The organism is Mesorhizobium sp. WSM3873 (assembly GCF_001672445.1).
In the GTDB taxonomy this organism is placed as follows: Bacteria; Pseudomonadota; Alphaproteobacteria; order Rhizobiales; family Rhizobiaceae; genus Mesorhizobium.
Genome location: NZ_LYTM01000057.1, coordinates 56652 through 75284, shown reverse-complemented (window position 1 = coordinate 75284; position 18633 = coordinate 56652). Strand labels below are relative to the sequence as shown.

18 protein-coding genes and 6 pseudogenes are annotated in these 18633 nt (G+C 59.2%); 13 read left to right on the top strand and 11 right to left on the bottom strand.

The features are described 5' to 3' along the window. Positions 1-3 precede the first annotated feature (3 nt). Positions 4-201 carry a type II toxin-antitoxin system prevent-host-death family antitoxin gene (locus A9K71_RS28850; protein WP_067003885.1) on the bottom strand — a complete coding sequence of 66 codons (198 nt, stop codon included), beginning with the start codon at positions 199-201 and terminating at the stop codon, positions 4-6. A gap of 331 nt (positions 202-532) precedes the next feature. Beyond that, entirely contained in the window at positions 533-1453 is a 921-nt protein-coding gene (locus A9K71_RS28845) for a WYL domain-containing protein (protein ID WP_067004178.1), read from the bottom strand. 106 nt (positions 1454-1559) lie between these two features. On the opposite strand from A9K71_RS28845, the gene A9K71_RS28840 reads away from it, so the two are divergent. From A9K71_RS28840 to A9K71_RS31860, 5 genes are all read left to right on the top strand, one after another. Then, positions 1560-2525 carry a CBASS oligonucleotide cyclase gene (locus A9K71_RS28840; RefSeq protein WP_067003883.1) on the top strand — a complete coding sequence of 322 codons (966 nt, stop codon included), beginning with the start codon at positions 1560-1562 and terminating at the stop codon, positions 2523-2525. 6 nt (positions 2526-2531) lie between these two features. Beyond that, on the top strand, positions 2532-3047 hold the full coding sequence (locus A9K71_RS28835; protein ID WP_067003880.1) for a hypothetical protein: 516 nt from the start codon (positions 2532-2534) through the stop codon (positions 3045-3047). Next, positions 3044-3982, top strand: a complete 939-nt coding sequence (locus A9K71_RS28830; protein WP_067003878.1) for an AAA family ATPase — start codon at positions 3044-3046, stop codon at positions 3980-3982. The genes A9K71_RS28835 and A9K71_RS28830 overlap by 4 nt, the downstream gene beginning before the upstream one ends. 25 nt (positions 3983-4007) lie before the next feature. Beyond that, positions 4008-5564, top strand: a complete 1557-nt coding sequence (locus tag A9K71_RS28825) for an SAVED domain-containing protein (protein WP_067003876.1) — start codon at positions 4008-4010, stop codon at positions 5562-5564. 397 nt (positions 5565-5961) lie between these two features. Continuing rightward, positions 5962-6129 (top strand): hypothetical protein, encoded by a 168-nt coding sequence (locus A9K71_RS31860; RefSeq protein WP_156319951.1) that lies wholly within the window; start codon positions 5962-5964, stop codon positions 6127-6129. Between the two features lie 322 nt (positions 6130-6451). Here A9K71_RS31860 and A9K71_RS31045 read toward each other — a convergent pair whose 3' ends face one another. The 3 genes and pseudogenes from A9K71_RS31045 to A9K71_RS32805 all read right to left on the bottom strand — a co-directional run bounded on the left by A9K71_RS31045 (position 6452) and on the right by A9K71_RS32805 (position 8277). Further along, a complete protein-coding gene (locus A9K71_RS31045) occupies positions 6452-6664 on the bottom strand; it encodes an AlpA family transcriptional regulator (protein WP_082953618.1) in 213 nt (70 codons plus the stop codon). A 129-nt stretch (positions 6665-6793) separates the two neighbouring features. After that, positions 6794-7969, bottom strand: a pseudogene (locus A9K71_RS31040) (Ti-type conjugative transfer relaxase TraA); the annotation flags it as partial. A gap of 59 nt (positions 7970-8028) precedes the next feature. Beyond that, on the bottom strand, positions 8029-8277 hold the full coding sequence (locus A9K71_RS32805; protein WP_067003870.1) for a DUF6074 family protein: 249 nt from the start codon (positions 8275-8277) through the stop codon (positions 8029-8031). A gap of 123 nt (positions 8278-8400) precedes the next feature. Here A9K71_RS32805 and A9K71_RS32800 point away from each other — a divergent pair. Continuing rightward, a pseudogene (locus tag A9K71_RS32800) lies at positions 8401-8592 on the top strand (GntR family transcriptional regulator); the annotation flags it as partial. Positions 8593-8785: 193 nt separating this feature from the next. Here the strand turns inward: A9K71_RS32800 and A9K71_RS32795 are convergent. Then, a complete protein-coding gene (locus A9K71_RS32795) occupies positions 8786-8992 on the bottom strand; it encodes a hypothetical protein (protein ID WP_245299839.1) in 207 nt (68 codons plus the stop codon). 51 nt (positions 8993-9043) lie between these two features. Between A9K71_RS32795 and A9K71_RS28800 the strand changes: the two genes are divergently transcribed. Next, a complete protein-coding gene (locus A9K71_RS28800; protein ID WP_245299824.1) occupies positions 9044-9718 on the top strand; it encodes a transposase in 675 nt (224 codons plus the stop codon). 57 nt (positions 9719-9775) lie between these two features. Here the strand turns inward: A9K71_RS28800 and A9K71_RS32790 are convergent. Further along, positions 9776-10127 (bottom strand): annotated as a pseudogene (locus A9K71_RS32790) (insulinase family protein); the annotation flags it as partial. Positions 10128-10443: 316 nt separating this feature from the next. Between A9K71_RS32790 and A9K71_RS28795 the strand changes: the two are divergent. From A9K71_RS28795 to A9K71_RS28780, 4 genes and pseudogenes are all read left to right on the top strand, one after another. Further along, the gene (locus tag A9K71_RS28795) at positions 10444-10656 is read left to right on the top strand and encodes a cold-shock protein (RefSeq protein WP_067003866.1); all 213 of its coding nucleotides are present in this window, start codon (positions 10444-10446) and stop codon (positions 10654-10656) included. Between the two features lie 248 nt (positions 10657-10904). Then, entirely contained in the window at positions 10905-11738 is an 834-nt protein-coding gene (locus A9K71_RS28790) for a prephenate dehydratase domain-containing protein (RefSeq protein WP_067004174.1), read from the top strand. A 91-nt stretch (positions 11739-11829) separates the two neighbouring features. After that, positions 11830-11968 (top strand): annotated as a pseudogene (locus tag A9K71_RS32785) (IS256 family transposase); the annotation flags it as partial. Positions 11969-12176: 208 nt separating this feature from the next. After that, positions 12177-13229 carry a cytochrome-c peroxidase gene (locus A9K71_RS28780; protein WP_067003862.1) on the top strand — a complete coding sequence of 351 codons (1053 nt, stop codon included), beginning with the start codon at positions 12177-12179 and terminating at the stop codon, positions 13227-13229. Between the two features lie 73 nt (positions 13230-13302). Here A9K71_RS28780 and A9K71_RS33045 read toward each other — a convergent pair whose 3' ends face one another. Both A9K71_RS33045 and A9K71_RS32775 read right to left on the bottom strand, forming a co-directional pair. Further along, positions 13303-13446, bottom strand: coding sequence for a hypothetical protein (locus tag A9K71_RS33045; RefSeq protein WP_348627043.1), 144 nt, complete (start codon positions 13444-13446; stop codon positions 13303-13305). Positions 13447-14363: 917 nt separating this feature from the next. After that, positions 14364-14680, bottom strand: a pseudogene (locus tag A9K71_RS32775) (IS21 family transposase); the annotation flags it as partial. Between A9K71_RS32775 and A9K71_RS31010 the strand changes: the two are divergent. After that, positions 14674-14975 (top strand): annotated as a pseudogene (locus A9K71_RS31010) (IS21 family transposase); the annotation flags it as partial. The pseudogenes A9K71_RS32775 and A9K71_RS31010 sit on opposite strands and share 7 nt — an antisense overlap. A 355-nt stretch (positions 14976-15330) precedes the next feature. Here A9K71_RS31010 and A9K71_RS31850 read toward each other — a convergent pair. Beyond that, positions 15331-16332 carry a type III secretion protein gene (locus A9K71_RS31850; RefSeq protein ID WP_156319955.1) on the bottom strand — a complete coding sequence of 334 codons (1002 nt, stop codon included), beginning with the start codon at positions 16330-16332 and terminating at the stop codon, positions 15331-15333. A 1389-nt stretch (positions 16333-17721) separates the two neighbouring features. Here A9K71_RS31850 and A9K71_RS28755 point away from each other — a divergent pair. After that, complete coding sequence (locus tag A9K71_RS28755; protein WP_245299822.1) at positions 17722-18411, top strand: hypothetical protein; 690 nt, start codon at positions 17722-17724, stop codon at positions 18409-18411. Between the two features lie 42 nt (positions 18412-18453). Here the strand turns inward: A9K71_RS28755 and A9K71_RS31845 are convergent, their stop codons facing one another. Next, on the bottom strand, positions 18454-18630 hold the full coding sequence (locus A9K71_RS31845; RefSeq protein ID WP_156752777.1) for a hypothetical protein: 177 nt from the start codon (positions 18628-18630) through the stop codon (positions 18454-18456). Between the last annotated feature and the right edge of the window lie 3 nt (positions 18631-18633).

Sequence of the window (18633 nt, the reverse complement as noted above, 5' to 3'; positions counted from 1 at the left end):
TTTTCAGCGTTCAGTTCGCGGCCGCGCCGGTGCGCCACCTGTTTCGGTCTGCTCCAGAGCCTCCAGCCGTCCGTATTCCTCGACGGCTATGACGTCCACGACCTTGCGGCCGTGTTTCTCGACGGTGACAGGCTCTGCGCGGGCCGTATCGATCAGCATGCCGAAGGCATTCTTGGCATCCTTGGCCGACATGGTTTTCATCAATACGGGCCCCGGCACAGATTGGATCCATAATGGCTATTGGGCTACAACCCGCAACCCGGAAGCGGGGCTTGTTGTCCCTAATCTGTAGTTCATCCACCGCTCAAATGGTCTGCTTCGTCTGGAGCCGTCAGTCGCCTCACAGGAGTGGGCGACGGCGCGACAGCGGACAGGCCACAGGGCTGCTTTGGTGGTGTGGTCTCTGAGCCTTTTTGCGCGAAGAATCGTTACCATCAGGCCGAGAGCCAGCGAAGCCTTGGCGAAGCAGCACTCGGGGCGCCAGCCTGGAGCCTGACCTGCCATCGCCTCGGCGTTGGCAGGACGCGCCAGCCTATGACTGCTTGAGCTGGTCGCTCTTTGCCGCCCCGACATCGTAGAACTCTGCGCGCTTCTGGGCCGCCATTACATACTCTTTGTTCAGCAGAACGATGTGCTGGGCGCGGGGCTTCTCTTTCTCCGGATCGCGCAGCAACCCGAGCCTTTTCAGGATGTAAAACAACATGGCCAACCGAACGGACAGGACGACTTTGCCATCCTGCATACCATAATCCTTAGCGACGACGGTCTTCTGGCTCTCGGTGAGCTGTGGATGCGGTGTGATCTCCACCGCAACTTGCTCTTGCCACAGCAGGTCGTGCTTGCCGCTGGCTCCGCCAGGTCCGGGGGAGCGCACGGCAAGGATGCGTGGAAGCAGAAAGTCTTTGAATTTTTCGTCGATATGGCAGTAGGCCCGCGCATGCCAACGAAACCCGTCATATCCGAAGGCATGGGGCGACATCCGCCGCCATACCGGATCGGTCCGGATTTCACTCATGGACTGGTAGAATACCTCTATCGATTGTCCATCGCGCATGGCGTCGAGAACAGCGCGCAACGCCGTTGGCTCGACCTCTCGATGCGGAGTGAGGGCTATGTCCGTATCGGGGCGATAGCCAATCCATGATTCGGCCGGCTTCACCAATCCCTCGGCAAGCGAGCGCAAGCGCGACAGATAGCCGTCGGAATCGGGCTGTAGAAACTTCGGGTTGAAATTGTGTGAAGCGACATAACGCTTGGCACTCTTGTCATATTCTACGTTTCCCGGCGCCTGCTCCTGATAAAGCGTCAAGTCTTTGGACGCCTGGGGCACAGATACCCCGAACATGTCGACAATGTCCTTGCGGCGGACCCCTCCTTCCCAGAAGAGGCGGAATTCTATGAATTCCAGCCGTTGTTCGACGCCCCACCGGATGCCGATCACTTCATCATTCATTGCAAGCCTCATAGATGGGGATAGAAACTATATTGACAGCTAAACGCGATCCATATAGTAACCTACCCCACGAGTAGGGAATCGTCAATCGAGAGGGGTGCGTAACATGAGCCGCGACCACGTAAGTCACGCGGACCTGGTTCGTTTTGCCGACGAACGGGTGAATTTGAAGCGTGACGACGCCGCTGATTTGCGTGCGCAGGCCAACCGGTTGCGCGACCGTCTAGAAACGTATCTGGCAGATCACCCCGACTTCGCGCTGCGCAAGATGATGCTTTCGGGAAGCCTCGCCAAGGGCACAGCGCTGAAGTCCATCAGCGATATAGACGTGGGCTGCTACGTTTCGTCGGACACCGCGCCCGAGAAAATTTCGGACCTGATCGACTGGCTGGCAAAGAAGCTCGAGAAGGCTTTCCCGAATTTCAAGCCCGAACAGATCAAGCGCAAAACCTATTCGGTCGGGGTGACCTTCATTGCCACCGGTAACGAAGTCGACATCGTCCCTATTCTTTACGCCGGCGATCCGCAGTGGCGTGGCGACCTCGTCTCTCAGGACACCGGCGAAAAGCTGATGACGAGCGTGCCGATGCACCTCGAGTTCATCCGCAAGCGGAAGTCTGCCAACGACAAGCACTTCGCGCAGGTCGTTCGGTTCATGAAGTTCTGGAGCCAGCTGCGCAAGCAGCAGGACGAAAATTTCCGGTTCAAGTCCTTCATGATCGAGCTGGTTGTCGCGTATCTCGCCGACCATGGCCTTGCGCTGAACGATTATCCGTCGGCGCTGAGCAAGGTCTTCGCCTCCATAGCCAACGACGACTTCGAAACGGCTATCGCCTTTGCCGACTACTACAACCCGGCGACCTGCGTGGCGACCGGCGCCCCTGTCCGAATCTGGGACCCTGTCAATCACAAGAACAACGTCAGCGCCCTCTACACGCAGCAGAACAAGGAGAAGATCGTCGAAGCTGCCCTTGATGCGGGTGACGCGATCGACTCAGCACTGCGCGCGATCACCAAGGGCGAGACCGTGCGCTATTGGCAGAAGATATTTGGCCCGACGTTCAATATGTGAGGCAATATGAGCTCCTATTCCATCACCGATACTGAAGCCTTCACGATCGCCCATGCCCGGCGTATCGCCTCGAAGGTTGCCACGGACCTTCTGCGGTTCCAGTCGCTGTATAACGGCGTGCCCTCGACGGCCTTGATCGACAACTATGAGAAGGAGATCGTCGAGCATCTCCGTCACGACGTCGTTGAGTCCGTTACGTATGGCTTCAAGCGCGACGGCAAGTGGACGGAGGCCGCCGTGCGCTACCGCGCGCTTGCGGGCGGCATCCTGGTCTCGGACGACGATCCGGGAAAGATCAGGCCGCGTCTTGACATCGCCGGTGCCACCTTCACGTCCTTTCTCATGCACAACAGCAACTGGTCGAACATGACCGCCGCCGAACGTCAGGCGATTGAGAACGCCTGCCCCTTTCAGCGTTCCTCGGGCACCGAACCGCCGCTCGAATCCGGGTACTGGACGGACGATCTCAACTACATCGCCGGCGGCCGTGGCCTCGGCCGCAGCACAGTGAGGAAGATATGAGCGACGCCATTTCGATTGACGACCTCTTCGACCGTCGGCTCGATTTTCCCGATATGGGGGCCGCGCGGCGTCTCGCACGGCTTGTCGGCATTGATGAAGCAAAGGCGCGTCTCGCCAAGGTTCTCGGCGTTCTGGTCAATCCCGCTGGCCCGCGCGAGTGGGCGGAGAAGCATCACAAGGGCGCGTCCGTTGCGCTCGACTATCTGGAGCGGCGCCCACCGCTTGTCATTTTGGCGGGCGACGTTGGTACGGGAAAAACCGCTCTTTCTGAAACCGTCGGCGATGCCGTCGCCCGGCAGGAGAAGATCGGTGTCACACTCTACCCGTTGTCCCTTGCAACGAGGGGCAGCGGCAAGGTGGGTGAGATGACGAAACTGTTGTCGGCGGCATTCGATGCCACGCTGCTTGCAGGGGAAAAACTCAAGCGTTCGTCCGGGAAGGCGTCAGGCGGGATTATCTTTCTGGTTGATGAGGCCGATGCTGTTACGCAAAGCCGTGAAAGCGCGCAGATGCATCACGAGGACCGCGCGGGTGTCAACGCGTTTATCCGCGGCGTGGACCGGCTAGCCGAGAAGCAGTTGCCGGTGGCCGTCGTCCTTTGCACCAACCGATTGTCGGCGATCGACCCTGCCGTACAGCGGCGCGCCGCCGAGATTTTCGATTTCGACAGGCCCGGCGACACGCAGCGCCGCGCCGTGATCGAAGATCCGTTGACCGAGCTGGGTTTCAACAAGGCCCAGATCGATCAGGTCGTGAAATTGACGGGCGGCGATAAGGATGCGGTCGGTTACACTTTCTCCGACCTGACGCAGCGCCTGCTGCCGACACTCATCCTCGACGCTTATCCCGATCGAGCTGTCAGGTTCGAGCGTGCCGTTGAGATCATTCAAACCATGAAGGCCACGCCGCGCTTTCTCGACGGTAAGACGAAGTGACCGCAGTTTTTACGGAGGATAACCCTTGACCCAAGCCGTTATCGTCGCCCGCGATGGAGCGGCCTATCAAGCCCGCCTTTTCTGGCAGAAGGCTGCGCTGCTTCTCGATCCCCACGGCCCTGTCGTAAAGGTCGGCTTCGAAAGCGGCGCGAACGGGTTCGATGACATGTGGGTCGAGTATGATCCGGCTCTTCTCGATCAGGAGGGGCACCCGCTGCGAAGGGAACACGTCCAGTGCAAATGGCATGTCAATCCCGACAGCTACGGCCATGCCAGTCTGGCTGATCCGGCATTCCTCGGCGCGACGGCGCGGTCTCACCTGCAGCGCGCCATCAAGGCGCAGCGCGACCACGCACCCGATGGGATGGGCACTCGCTTCCGGCTCGCCAGCAACTGGCGCATTGATCGCGCCGACCCGCTGCGCGCGCTCGTCAACGAGCGTTCGCATACGCTTCGCGTCGGCATGCTTTTCGGAACCGCCACTGATAACAGTGCGATGGGCAGGGTGCGCAAGCTTTGGCGAGAGCACTTGGGCGTCACCGATGACGAACTGCGCATCCTCGCGCGGACCCTCGCTTTTTCAGAAACGTCTGAATCCCTGGACGGACTGCGCGAGATTCTGGACCTGCATTTCCGGGCAGTGGGTCTGAGACGCAGCCCCCCGAACGAGAGCGCCTTCATATACGATGAGGTGGTTTATCAATGGGCCGCGCAAGGCAGGCTGGAATTCACCCGCGCCAACTTCCGGGGCCACTGCGAGAAAGAAAGCCTGATCGGCGAGCCCGGCGAGGGTCGTCCCCGGGTTTACGGCGTCAAGTCATTCGAGCATGCCACTGACCGCCTCGAAGACCGCTGCTCCAAAGTGCTCAATCTCATACCCGGTTTTACCGACCGCCAGATTCGGCCGGACGCCGATTGGCAGACGACGCTGTATCCGGCACTGAAGACCTTCCTTCTCGAAGCCGCGCGGGAGAGTGAACGGATAAGGCTTGTCCTCGACGCCCATCTGACACTTTCATTCGCCGCAGGTTCAGTCCTCAATATCAAATCGGGGCGTCTCATCGAACTGGAGCAGCGCACGACGGGCCGCGCGGTATGGGCTCCCGATGACAAGCCTCACGATCCCGCCTGGCCTGCATGGACCTACGGTGAGCATGACGGCAAGGCAGAAGGAGACGGAATAGTCGTCACGGTAAGTCTCACTCATGACGTAGCGGCGGCCGTGTCCAAATACGTGGCCGCGTCGCTTCCTATAGCGCGCGCAAGGCTTGACGCACGCATCGCAACGGCGCCGGGCGCCCGCGCTGTCACATGCGGCCATCACGCGTTTGAGCTGGCGGAGTCTCTGGTCGCCAGGATCAAGTCTCTGCGCGATGCCGCGCCTGGACAGCGGATTCATTTGTTCATGGCTGTGCCGGGAGCTTTTTCGTTCTTCCTCGGTCAGCGCGCGACCGCTATCGGACCGCTCACGCTGTACGAGTTCGATTTTGATGGAGCCAACGGCGGGACTTACGAGCCCTCTTTGTCATTGCCAATCGTCGATAGAAATGGTCACGCGGCTGCGCAGCCGCTTGTAGCGTAAATACGTTGATATCTGATCGCTTGATCGTGGCGTGAGCCTTCCTTTTCGCGCGAAGGACCGTCACCTTGCCGTCGAAGTCGGTGGTGTCGCTCTTATCGATGAGCGTAAAGCGCGAACCCTATGCGCCAGCGCCTTCCCTAGGCTGATTGTCTCCTGCACTGCCGAACTGCTCTTGACGGTCGCGGTGGCGCTGGGCGCTCAAGCCCAGATCGATGCGCTGGTCAGCGCGTTGACCCTGGCCAGAATGCGTGTTCCAGCGACAGCCATATCGCGATCTCAAGTTGTCTCAACAAGTGCAAACCATATAGACATATCAACGTGTTAATCTGAAATGGCTGTCTCGCGCCGTTGCAATTCGCATCATCCAATGCCAACGTTTTCTGATTGGGCAGGGGAGTTGTCCGACTATCCCCGAGATATGCGGGAATTTGCACTCGCCCACGCCATCAGCAGCGACGTGGAGGCCGCATACCGGCGCGAAACCATGATTGAGAAGCGCCGCACCATGATGAGCGATTGGGCTGCATTTTTGCAGGGCGGGAAAACACCAAGCTCTATGACGTGAGCTTCGGCAACGCCGTCCGCAAAGCCGTATTGCGCGACGCAGCCGAATTGGTTGATTTGCTGCATTCGGATCGGCAACTAGGCCAAGGCGAACGTGCGCTGTTAGGCGATCTAGTTGAAGAACCCACAGGTCAAGAACGTGATCCTACGTACTTTCGAAACGCCGTGACAAGCGCACACCGGCACCACCGCCAAAGTTGCCTTGCTTGAGCAACCCATTTTGATGGGCGCGAGGCCGACTGTCGTTTCCGGTTTGCCGTCTTCGCTCGCTCAGGCGGCGACCGCGCGTCTCGATCAACCAGCTTCCCGCGGCAGGACCCTCATCAGAACTTGTCGCCTTGGTCTTGCGGACGCCACGAAACGGGATTGGTGATCCAGCGACTGATGTCGGATTCATGCCAGCCTGAACCGTGGACACTGATTTGGATCTGGCGCGGGAAGGTGCCTTCGGCGATCTTGCGATAGATTGTAGATCGGGACAGACCGGTCCGGGAAAGGACGGTTTTCAGGCGAATGATACGGTCTGGTTCGGGCATGGTCGTGCTGCCTCCTGCCGGCTGTTTCTGGCTGCTCTTGATCCAGAAAGGACGGACAGTTATGGGCGCGCAAGAGGGTTTTGCGCGTCGTCGTAGCCCGACGTAGAGACGGCGGTTAATCGGACGGGTCTACAGTCCGATGCCCCGGGGTCTTCCGATGTCGATGCCGTGATTGAAGGCGAGTTCCAGGCCGAGACGACGACCTGATTCGAAGGCGATGCCGAGGTCCCCCTTACGGTTGGCGAGGATGGATTCAAGCTGCGGATCGCGTTCGAGGTTTTTGGCCATGTCGCCCCTCGCCGATCGCGTGGCCTTGTAACCGGGCATGTCGCCGCCCGATACTGATGCTGGCTGGTCCGATCGAGTTCGTGCCAGCGTTCCACGAAGCGGTCGGCACGGCGGCTCGGACCGGTGCGGATTTCGGTTTCAAGCTGGAGAGCACGGATGACGCGGTTGATCCGTCCGGCAGCGGCCTCGCCGACACGCTCCGAGTCTTGACGTAAGCCGCCTCAGCATCGCGCCAGCCATGGGGCCGCACCTCATCGAAGACTTTCGGGCGTCGGCCAGTTCGCGCGACAGCATCGGGGCTGGCCTCTTTGCCGGCACCGTCGTCGTTGAATATCGCGTCCACGGCGCGGGCATGACGCACGAGCGCATCGGTTCGGGCTCTCCGCAACGCCGCTTGCCCGTCCTCGGCGGTCTGTCTCGCTGCGGCGGATCGAACATATTTCGTAGTCTTCAGCCAGGACCTTGCGCACGATGTCGGCAACACGCTCGCGGAACGTGATTCCCCGCCGCTAGGCATGGCGCTGCGCCGAACCGGCGCGCTCATAATCTGACGCATGTCCTTGGCCCGGTCGCGCGACAGGTGCGGGTGAGCCGGTCCCGATCGGTGAAATCGTCGCGGCCATAGTGCAGGTCCGTGCCGTCACGGTGCCGCGACAGGGCGACGTAGCTGCCATGGGCGTCCATGCCCGGCGTCGCCGGCACATGTATGCGGTCCACGGTCATGCCTGTGCCTGTGGATGGTTGTGGCATAGCCGTGATCGATGCGGTCATAATCCTTTAGGTCGAACGAGACGCTACGCTCGTGATCGGTGCGCACGATCATGGATTGCGCGCTGACCTGATCATCCCGAGCATGCCGTTTTTGACGTCAAGGCCGCGCTCGTTGCGTAGGAAGATAACGCGGTCCCCGCTGGCGAAGTTGCGCTCGCCGCGCTCGACCGTCAGACGCACGTCGTCACCCAGATCGCCGGCTTCACGTAGCCGACCGCAAGCCGCCTCGTCGAGGGCGCGAACCTCGGAAATGGAGGTGGGCGCGGCCACCGGCGCTGCCTGCAATCCTTGCGCGTGAGCCGATGCTATTGTTCGACTTTCGCAGACCGGGTGGCTATATCGGCTAAGATAGCACGGAGAAGCGTTCCAATTTCCTGTTCAGCGAGCCCCGGTGCAATTCCTAATTGGGACAGTTGGACGAGAATTGTCTTCACGGTGCTGCGCCAGAAGGCATTGGCGTCCTCCCCGTTCTTGGATTCCAGAACCCGGGCGATACCTTCGACCAATTTCCGCCGACGATGCAGCGGAAACGCGCTTATGCTTGAGTCACCCATTGATCAGCTCACGCCTCCAGTCTCGGGATTAAGCATTGGAGGGTTAAAAAATTTCGTTAACGGCGCCTTTTTTCGGACAAAGGCCAACAGTGGAATAAGGGGCACGTAATTCCCAATCCGGCGTTGATCCATCAGTCCCGTGCCGCGTCGGCAGGTCGCTCGCAAGACCTGGGCCCGCGCCAGGTCTACGAAGCTTTTCGCGACCAGATCCTGGCCGGGGTCTATGAACGGGGCAGTCAACTGCCGTCCTCCGGCGAACTGGCGAATGAGCTCGGCGTTTCGGGAACCACGGTTACCGTCGCGTACGACCAGTTGGGCCGCGGAAGGTTTCATCGAGGTCATTCAAGGCGCAAGGACTCGCGTTTGCGTCGTCGCTCGTCCATAGCAGGGCCAGCAGCGCGGTGCCAAAACGGATCGGCCCATTGCTCTTCTGCGGCTACGGCGACCGAGCTTCGGGACCGAGATCATCGGTGCTCTGGAGCAGCTTCTTTGAGTTGCGTGCAAGCCGTCAAGTACTATCGGACACACGGGGAAATAGCTTTTGCATGCTGCCATGTTTTGGGGTATCGGCCTCCTCGTCGATGCCCGAGATGGCATAGCCTACCTGCTCACAGGCTTTATAGAAAACGGTCTTCAGGGTGTGAGTAGCCAGCAGGCTTGCTCGTGCCGTCGGATGCATATAGCTCGGGCGACAGCAGAAGGGCCAGACGTTCATTCGTGTCTGCCGCGACTTCCGCACCAATCCGTATCCAACAAGGAAGAAACTATGAGGCGGCAGACCCGACCGTTCACGGTGGAGATCAGACAGAAGCGCAGTTCTCAAAAACGGGGTCGTTCCATCTGGGGCGATGTCGATCTCTCCGCAGCAATGGCCGAGACAACAAGGGAACTCAAGGAGATGGAGTTGCCAAATGGTCGCCTTATTGACTCTAGCGTCGTAGCACTTGATGCTGAACACATGCACAAACCGCGAGCGGAGCATCTTATGGCAAATCTCTTGGACGCTGAAACTGCAACGGAACCGGCAGCCAAAGTGGAAACGCCTGAAAAGAAGAAAGCACCACGGTCGCGGAAGGCGAAGGGTGAGCCTAGGCAGCCTGCTCGGAAGAATGCCGCCAATACGGCGCCTCAGGCGACGGAAGCACCAGCAGCGGCCGTGCGGACCGGACGGAAGATTTACTCTGAAAAGGAGCGTGCCCAGATGCTCGCCCAGATCGAGAAGTCTATCGGTGGCGGCGCCACTCACAAGGGTGCCGTAAAGCAGGCCGGCATCTCGGAACAGACCTACTATAAATGGAAGAAGGCTGCGCCGCCTGCGTCGGATGGTGACAATCTGAAGGACCTCGTCGCGCTTGAGGAAGAAAACAAGCGACTGAAGAGCCTGCTCGCGGAACGCTTGCGCAAGGAGAACGCGGAACTGACTAGGAAACTGGGGCTGTAATAAACGCTGAATCGCAGACCGGAGCGGATACGTATTCGTCGCCGACGCCGTCCGAGCGCTCATTATCTGCTCCAATGCCGAGGGCGCCACTCTTTTGTAGAACGCGGTATAAAGGTGAAGGCGTTGTGCGGACCGCCGATCTCGGCCACCGCGCGGTTTTAACTCGCCGGCGGGGTGATTGGCCGTCGCTTTGAACATCAGAGGTCGAAATAAAGCGCATGCCGGATTTCCCGGCGGCCGGTCGGCGCTGCCTATCTTGTACCACGCCATATGGATGACGATGGGCGCAGTGATGGGGGAGATGACGACCGCCTCATTGTAGAGCAGGAAATTCGTTGCCTTGATGTCGTCGGGTGGCCGCGCCGCAGTCGCAAAAAGTGTCCCGCGCAGCGACCGAAGATTTATCGATTGCCTTCGGTTGTGGTGGCCGGGCGGTGTGCAAAGGTTCGACCGAAGTGAGTCGTCCCTCATTTTGAAGGTGCCGCGCCCTCGTACCCTCACTGGGAGAAAGTGAATCAGTGGACAGCGCCGGGCCGGGATGAGCCCTCAGCAGGCTTCCAGGCTCGATGCTTCCGGCGACAGGCGATCATGGTGGGCCTTGCGAGTCGCTTTGCGATAAGAGCGGGCTTTTGCGATTTTCGCTTTTGCTGCTCCTGAAATCTCGGCTATGAAGCGGACTGGCTTATGGCCTGCCCACATCGACATGGTTACAAAGGAATACGATTATGGCGACCGGAACGGTAAAGTGGTTCAACAGCACCAAGGGATTTGGATTTATCCAGCCCGACAATGGTGGTCAGGATGTTGTCGTCCACATTTCGGCTGTCGAACGAGCGGGCCTTTCGACCCTTAATGAGGGCCAGAAGATCAACTACGAGATCGAACAGGACCGCCGTACCGGCAAGTCCTCCGCTGGCAGTCTCAGCAAAGCTAGCTGAACTTTTCTGCGTCTGCCCGGCAAGATTCGGGCAGACGTGCCACCGACCGCCGCATAGAGCGGACAAGAACATGGAGCCCATCGCCGACCGGGGCAGATTTGTGGGAAGCTGCTAATTCCTACTGAAACAAGATGTTTGCGAGTGAAGAGGAGCAGGTCCCCGGCTCTCATGTTCTGCAGTGAACCTCTCCATTGTGATTGTTCCTGGAATGTGGGTCTGACGCTCTCTCGATCCAGTGTGGCCGGGGGATGAACGAGCAATTCAAGCGGCCTCCAGTGATTGACACCTCCGGGATCAAGAGGGCCGGGTACATTGGCCCCGAGGGTACTTGGACACATCAAGCCACGTTGGACATCTTTGGTGACCAAGTTGAACTCGTTCCGTTCAGCGATGGATTGTTCGAAACATATGAAAAGGGCTGCGTCGACGTTGCATGCGCCCCAGTTACGACCTCTCTGGTCGGAACCACTCCTTACCTCGATCAAATCCTGAGCTTGAGGTCTCCCAGGATCATCGCCGAGTATCCGAAGATCCTGAGCTACAGCCTGATTGCAACCGAGGATGCGAGTTTCTCGACGATCACTAAGGTAATGGGCCATCCCGTAGCCTTGCAGGAGGTGGCCGCGTGGCTCGACGAGAACATGCCGAACGTTGAGCGAGAGAGCCGCACGGGAGCGACATCTTTCGTGGCTGAGCAAAAGTCTCCTTCGATAGCGGCATTTGGTCCTGCACTTGGAGCCAAGCTGTACAATCTGCAGTTCTTGCGAACAGGAATCGAAGAAGGGCTACATAACGTAACCCGGTGGTGGGTGCTTGGGCGCAAGACTCCTGCGCCGACTGGATTCGACCGGACGACACTTCATCTCCGCGTTTCAGAGCAAAACCTCAATTATATACTGAAGATGTTCTGGAAGGAAGATTTGGTCGTTCTCAACATCTATGAGCGCCCGACATGCGAGCGGCTGGACACCCATCAGTATGTCATCGATGTCGCTGGACATGTTTCGACAAACCCGGCGCTGGCTGCGTTGGCGGCGATCGATGGCATTAGAATTCTGGGATCGTACCCGCGTCTTTACTAGCTATGGCTAGACCTCACCGAGGCGAAGAACGGTGGCCGGCCCTTTCGTGCGCATCTTTCCCAATCCGCAGGCTGTATGCGGCTGGTTCTCCAATCCGCAGAGCTGTATGCGGCTGGTTCGGGCGCTGGTGGTTGAGATCCATGAGACCTGGCTCGAGGCGACCCGCTACCTCAACATGGAGCATCTCTCGCGAGGACAAGAAGGAGAGCCTGAGGGCATTGGCCGCCTGAGCGCGGCCCGGTGCGCCCGCCGCTCCGCTACATGGGGGCTGCTCGGCGGACGCATCCCGTCACCGCCAGCCATTTTGCAGAACTTGACGCACAAGTCGATCGCAACTTGTCGTCCAGGCACGATTCCCCTCGATCCGCTGATCTAGCGCAGGGCGTTCGCTGGCCGCATGTGGACAATGGTTCCGTGCACATCCTAAGGAATCCATTTATGAAATTTCTATTCATTGCGATGGCTGTTGCGCTGGTGGCAGCCACAGCTTTTGCTGCGCAGTCCATTCCGCCAGACCTCAGAGAAACGGCATTGGCCATCTTCAAGTCCTTGCCATCCATACCGGAGGTCACCAACAACCCGAGGACGCCGGAGAAGATCGCCCTCGGCAAGGCGCTGTTTTTCGATCCACGCCTCTCGTCCTCAGGCGTTTTCTCTTGCAACTCATGCCACAACCTGGCCACCGGAGGTGACGACAATCGTGAAACTTCCATTGGCCATGGTTGGCAGAAGGGGCAGCGCAACGCGCCGACGGTGTTTAACTCTGTTTTCAACAAATCGCAGTTTTGGGACGGTCGCGCCGAAGACCTGAAAGCTCAGGCCAAAGGGCCGATACAGGGCGGTGCCGAGATGGCCAACACATCGCACCAAGTGGTCGAGACACTCAAATCGATGCCGCAATATATGGAGTGGTTCCAGTCAGCTTTCCCGGGGGAGGCCGAACCCATCACCTTCGATAATCTAGCCAATGCACTCGCAGACTACGAGGCGACACTGGTCACGCCGGCGCCCTTCGACGCCTTCCTCAATGGCGATGACACCGCCATCGGTCCCGAAGGAAAACAGGGCCTGGCCCTTTTTATAGAAAAGGGCTGCTCGTCCTGCCATTCCGGCGTCAATCTTGGAGGGGAAGGCTACTATCCGTTCGGAGTCGTTGAGAAGCCTAGCGCCGACGTTCTGCCGGAGAACGACAAGGGACGATTTGCCGTCACCAATGTACCAGAGGATTCCTATGTTTTCCGCGTGGCACCGCTGCGCAACGTAGCAATCACGGCGCCGTACTTTCATTCGGGCAAGGTTTGGGACCTGAGACAGGCCGTCGCCACCATGGGGACCACGCAGCTTGGCGAAGAATTAACGCAATACGAAGTCGACCGGATCGTTGCCTTCCTTAATTCACTGACCGGAAAGCTACCGAAGATAGCTTATCCCCTCTTACCCACTGAAACGGCGGCAACACCTCGACCTCAATCGCAGATCTTGGGAAAATAGCGATCGCGTCGGGCGCGTGAGCATTGGTTTCCGTCATCGACTGGGCCAATGCCACCAGCGCGACGTCATCGGATCAGGCCGCGATGCGTCGGTGAAGATGGGAGTGCGCAGGTGGCGGGGCAATAACTTGTACACCCAGCCGCGTTGGGTGAAGGCGACCGGACAGCTGCTCGCCGAAATGCTGCACCATGTCGTTTCGTTCGAACTCGCCGTGCACCAGCACGTCCGGCCCGATCTCCTGTGCCAGAGGATCTCCGCCTCAGTCTCCCTCTTCAAGAAGGCATTGTAATCGACATAGCTCGCTGGTCTTTCACAAGGGCGGGTGGTTCGATGAGCGTGTACTGCAGCCCACCATTGCCCCAATTCTTTGCAGTCCTCCCACATCCAGGAGATCTCGTCGTCGCGGCCGCCGCCCAGAAACGCAGCATTGCTGTCGGAACCTCGGTCGACTCGACAGAGAGCGATGGCGCCACGGCGTTTTGCCTCAAGAGTTAGGTGTGGCGATGATCCACGTCCCTCAGGGGGATCTGGTCGAGTTCGCGCCGGTCGAGCCGCGCGGCTGGTCACTGTGCGTGAATCGCTCGTATGTGCTGCGGAATCACTATTTGTAAGTGTTTCCCTATCCTTCATCCCGACCGCTGTGATCGGTCGTACTCTTCCAACAGCCAACATCGCGGGTCACGGCCGAACCGCAAAGCCGAGCTGCGCCGCGCCGTCGGAAACGTCTGGTCACGTTTGGCAGGTGCGTGTTGGAAACGGTGGTTCCGTGACACATCATCGCCACCGTTTAGCCGCGGTCGCCCCAATCATCCACGACATAGCCGGCGTTGCCCTCTGAGACGGTTCGGTCCGGCACCGGCTCAAACCCAACCCCCTGCGCAAGGATCAGTGCCGGATCGAACCACCCTGCAGCTCTTGCTTGGAGGAATCAGGTGCGATTCCCGAACTGCAAAGGGCGGACTTCAGAAGCAAGCTCATCCGCTTCATTGATCGATACTGGTCCCCAAATAAGGCCGGTATCACCGACCGCAGCGAGCGTCGGATCGCGCGAGCGCCACTGGCGAACCGGGCCAGACCCTCTCGAACAGGTGTGGCCGCGCGATTTTGCTTTGATGGAGGCGCGGATCCTTGTTGCACGACCGCTGCATGTTCCCAACCGCTACAGGCGAAGACAGAAATGGAAGAGGCGATGGCCGAAGCACTCGCCGCCCATGGTGATGCGCAGATCGTCGCAGATGGTAAAGTCCGACAGTCCCTGTCGGCCGATCGCGTGACGCTGCGCGAAGATGATCTCCTTCTCGCCCCCGCTCAGCGCCCTCCACTGGACAATCCGGCGCTCAAGGGTGCGCCTCACGCCGTCGGGAACGGCATCCTCCCCCGAACTCGTCCTGCACGGTCTCGAAGATGGTAACGGACAGGATGCCATCGATCTTGAGCAACTCCTCTATTCGGCGGAGAGAGCTTCACCGCCTTGTCGGAACATTGCAGGATGCCCTGTGGAGGCTGGGTGGTGTGCCGGCGGAACACCGCAGTGACTCGCTCTCGGCCGCCTGCAAGAACCTCGATGCCGACGCCCAGTGCGATTTCACCCGAAGCTACCAGGCTCTGTGTCGCCATTACGGAATGTGCGCCACCCGCAACAGCCGCGGCGAAGCCCATGAGAACGGATCGATCGAAGCCCCTCATGGCCACCTGAAGCGGCGCCCCGACCAGGCTCTGCGACGCCGGGGCAGCCGCGATTTCGCTCAAGCCGCTCCCGCCGCGGCAAACGACCGATTTCACCCTGGTCCGGACGTCACGCGCAACAGTACGATCAGCGACGCCTGGGGCTTGCGCTTCAGGTTCGCAACGAAGTGCCGGAAATCGATACTGTGCCCCAACCGGGTTGTCTGACGCGGATCCGGTTGGTGGTCATCACCTGGTCCGGCCCGAGGAAGAGGTCGATGCGGTCATCATACAGATGAGCGTGGAGGCAGCCGCCCGATGGCGCGCGACGCTGCGCTACATGGTCTACCGAGACGCTTGCGCGGGACGCCCGAATGGCCGGCTGCATAGCCCCTCACGTGGCCACATCTAAACAACGTGACGACGCCGCTAAAGCTTATCGACCTCGACTCGAGCGTTCTCTGCTTCTCGTGGAAGACGCTAAATCAGCTCGTGCGTTAGCGGCGCCCCGCGGTTCAGCAACCGGACGATTCGATCCTCTTGCCGTTGAGTATTCCGACGGCACCACGGGAGGCCGGGGCAGCGAGTCCAGTTGGTTGGCAGCCACCAGAACTGATTGCACTGCGTTTTGATTAGGATCCATTCCGAAGGCTTCGCGAATCATCCGTGATGCGATTTCCGTTTTTTTGTCTTCAGGAAAACGGGACAATGCCGTGCGTACACTTTTGGCGAACTCAGGTGAGATCACTTGTGGTTCTGCATATTTGTTGTAGGATGTGGGTGCGTCTTGCTTCCTGCGCAAATCGTTGCGAACGTCGTCATCACTGTCCGGATGCAGGAGCGGAATCAACCCCTCAACACGGTTTTTCAGGAATTCAGCCTCGCTTTTGTCCATCGACCAAGGACCTTGCCAGGCTGGCTCTCGGCCCCATGCGCTGTCCTTCAACCGAACAGCGGGACCGTTGGCCCAGGCATCCATGACCACGGTTGAGCTCGTATCGCGGCTTTCGCGCCACAGTTCGTTCCAGGTGTGAGCCGCATTGACTGGGATCTCATCACCTTCGTCGGTTATTTGTTTCATTGGAACGGTAGCAGCATAGGTCGTACTGAGCTCGTTGGCCGCCATGTGTGGGGCGTGGACGATGGCGGAAAGGGGAGCGGTCTGATCGCAGACCGCCGCTCCCATGAGTACGGCCCGTGCAACCTTGTTGGTGGCGTCTATTCCCCGCAGTGCAACCGACGATCCGATGCCGTTGTGGCCGTGCGAGGGAATGTCGTCCGCCTTAACGTTTCCCCGGCCATGCTTGAGCAGCAGGCGGACGTGGTGAACCGTTTGCCCGGCCGTCGCGAGTCTTCTCGGGCTCGTGACCTCGTCACCGACGACAAACGCTCCCATATGGTAGGCGGCCTGCTGGATCTGATGTTGCTCCAGAGGCACATCTCCGCCCCATCGCAAACTGTCGGGAAGCGTACCCAGCGAGACCCTCAGCGCTGATATGCTGCTCTCAAAGTTCGATGCCGTGGATTCTCGCGTGTCATGTGCGGAATGTCGAGCCGATCCGGAGGATTTGGAGCCGCAAATTCCCAATCTTTTCACCTTTCTGATCACCTAGGGTAAGGTGCGTAGCGCGACGATTATGGGGACCGGTGGGCGTCGATTATGATGGCCGGTTGGAGGCCGCGCCGCGCGGTGTGATTCGACTATCAGGAGGCTGTGGATTTGGCAACGGCTCAGCGACAACTACGGGAGTTGTAATTGCCGCTGAACCGTGCGTTGGCGGTGTTCGACGTGGGTCGAGTGGCGATGGCTAATTGTCGCGAGCGACAATTGCACCAACGCCGCTACGATGCGCACTTGTTCGGGTGTGCCTGCGTGTGTCGCCGACGTCCGCGCGCGGTGCCGTGAGATGGTAGAGGAAGTAGCATCCGGGTAGGTCGGGAGGCCTGTCACGATGACGACCGTGTGGTTCAGTACCGGAACCGGCGCCCACAGCAAAGGGACATGATTTCCCTTGACGCGCGTCGGGGTAGCGCGACTGCCTTCGGCAGAGAGCTCGGCGCATCGAGTGGCGAGGTAAGCGCCGAAATCGCGATCGACCAGGCGGCAAGAAACAGGACGAGTTTGCCTGGAAGGGCGGCGACCCTTTGCCGAGCTTGGATAGCGAAGGCTGTCTAACCCCATCTGGAGCAGGACACCCTTGGTGGTGGCATGGCAATGCTATTAGCGCGGCGCTGTGCAAATTGCCGACCAGGACGCGGCTGATTTCCTCGCCAAGGGAGGAGGATAGCCGCGGGTATCGGCTGGAAAGGCGATGGCCGTCATCCAAACGCTCGAGCATGCAGGCCTGCTCTCAAAGGAGATGCTGCTGCGGGCGACATCATGCCGGGGTTTTCCAACGAGGGTAGGAGCAGGCGAAAGAGGCGGCGTCGGCATGCCATTCGTGCCGTCAGGCTGCGAAACATGCATCGCCTTTGAGCCCAACTTCATCCTATTTCTTTGGCTTAGAAGGGCTCTCGGCGTGACCCAGAGCGCTGGGAGAACCTCTGCGAGATTACAAGTGTAACACCATATTGGTTTAGCAGATCAAGCTTGGGTGGTAACCTAATGGGGTAGAGAAACGCCTTTGGAGGCCGAGCAATGGATCGCGATAGCAGACCAAAACGTGCAGCTGGAAGTTCATCCCGCGATGGGAGGAGGGCCGAGGAACGGCGTAACGACCAGGGCCTTCCAGGCGGGCCACTGACCAATGTTGCAGAACGGTTAGTAACCGCTAACCCGCGCGATACAGCACGCGATCTTGGGAGCTTCAAAGCCGCCGAGAGGCAAATGCGACGTGCCGTTCAGGACGTGGCACCCGGGCAAGAATCTGACCTCAGCAGATTTGATAGGCGCAACAACCAGCTCGGACGATCAGCCAACGATCTGGTCGACAGATTGACGGCCGGATTGGGGTTCAACTCGGATGATGTAGCATTGTTCCAAGTCCAAGCGGCGAGTAATGTAGGCCATTTTTTAGGGCCCCAGAAGCAGACTGCACTTGTTAATCGCATTGGCAACATGGACCCAATGGAGCAAGCTCTAGGGGTTATGTTTGTGGCGCAAAACTTCGGTAAGTTTAATGACCAAAATAAATCTCGCATTTTTGAGCAGGCCATTGAATTGGCTGCTGACCCTCATCAGCACCACATGGTCAAGGTGACCGCCCAAAATGCCATTGTGACCGCGTATCACCAGCTAGACGCAAATCAAAAAGCGCAAGCTAACTCACTTCCCGACCTGCATGGCCTGTTGCAGAACATGCCTCCGCCGCAGCATGCAGCAGAGGAACGGAGTGCGAATTTGGATGGCCACATAGCAGGTATTACGGCTTCAGTCCGTGATACGGTCGGCCCGCAAACCTCCTATGAACAGCTGCGGCGGGGTGGTCAAGTCGGGCAGTCCATAAGCCACGCCTACAATCACGCCCGAGAGGATCTAATGGCTGCCTCCAGAAGCAGAGAACGCTCCGGCCGTTGAGGTCTCGGCCATAGTAGGTGACGCTTTCTCCCCGAATTCCGTTCACGGCCTTGCCATTTCCAATTCGCTGGCCGTTGACGTGCCTGCTTTAGGGTAGCGTTCAACAACCACGTCCGCCGGGTGGTGCGATGCAAGCATCGCACCACCCGCTCCGGCATCGATCTGTCGAGCGGCGACATCGCGCGACGTCGGTCCGGTGTCTGAAGCAAAGCGCAGCATTAG

What these genes read in the sequence shown, in the direction of transcription:
- A9K71_RS31845 (WP_156752777.1), bottom strand. Translation starts at nt 18,630, where the DNA reads ATGCTGCGCTTTGCTTCAGACACCGGACCGACGTCGCGCGATGTCGCC.
- A9K71_RS32805 (WP_067003870.1), bottom strand. Translation starts at nt 8,277, where the DNA reads ATGGGTGACTCAAGCATAAGCGCGTTTCCGCTGCATCGTCGGCGGAAA.
- A9K71_RS28755 (WP_245299822.1), top strand. Translation starts at nt 17,722, where the DNA reads ATGCGACGTGCCGTTCAGGACGTGGCACCCGGGCAAGAATCTGACCTC.
- A9K71_RS28845 (WP_067004178.1), bottom strand. Translation starts at nt 1,453, where the DNA reads ATGAATGATGAAGTGATCGGCATCCGGTGGGGCGTCGAACAACGGCTG.
- A9K71_RS28835 (WP_067003880.1), top strand. Translation starts at nt 2,532, where the DNA reads ATGAGCTCCTATTCCATCACCGATACTGAAGCCTTCACGATCGCCCAT.
- A9K71_RS28790 (WP_067004174.1), top strand. Translation starts at nt 10,905, where the DNA reads ATGAACGAGCAATTCAAGCGGCCTCCAGTGATTGACACCTCCGGGATC.
- A9K71_RS28780 (WP_067003862.1), top strand. Translation starts at nt 12,177, where the DNA reads ATGAAATTTCTATTCATTGCGATGGCTGTTGCGCTGGTGGCAGCCACA.
- A9K71_RS28830 (WP_067003878.1), top strand. Translation starts at nt 3,044, where the DNA reads ATGAGCGACGCCATTTCGATTGACGACCTCTTCGACCGTCGGCTCGAT.
- A9K71_RS28800 (WP_245299824.1), top strand. Translation starts at nt 9,044, where the DNA reads ATGAGGCGGCAGACCCGACCGTTCACGGTGGAGATCAGACAGAAGCGC.
- A9K71_RS32795 (WP_245299839.1), bottom strand. Translation starts at nt 8,992, where the DNA reads ATGAACGTCTGGCCCTTCTGCTGTCGCCCGAGCTATATGCATCCGACG.
- A9K71_RS28840 (WP_067003883.1), top strand. Translation starts at nt 1,560, where the DNA reads ATGAGCCGCGACCACGTAAGTCACGCGGACCTGGTTCGTTTTGCCGAC.
- A9K71_RS31045 (WP_082953618.1), bottom strand. Translation starts at nt 6,664, where the DNA reads ATGCCCGAACCAGACCGTATCATTCGCCTGAAAACCGTCCTTTCCCGG.
- A9K71_RS28795 (WP_067003866.1), top strand. Translation starts at nt 10,444, where the DNA reads ATGGCGACCGGAACGGTAAAGTGGTTCAACAGCACCAAGGGATTTGGA.
- A9K71_RS28850 (WP_067003885.1), bottom strand. Translation starts at nt 201, where the DNA reads ATGAAAACCATGTCGGCCAAGGATGCCAAGAATGCCTTCGGCATGCTG.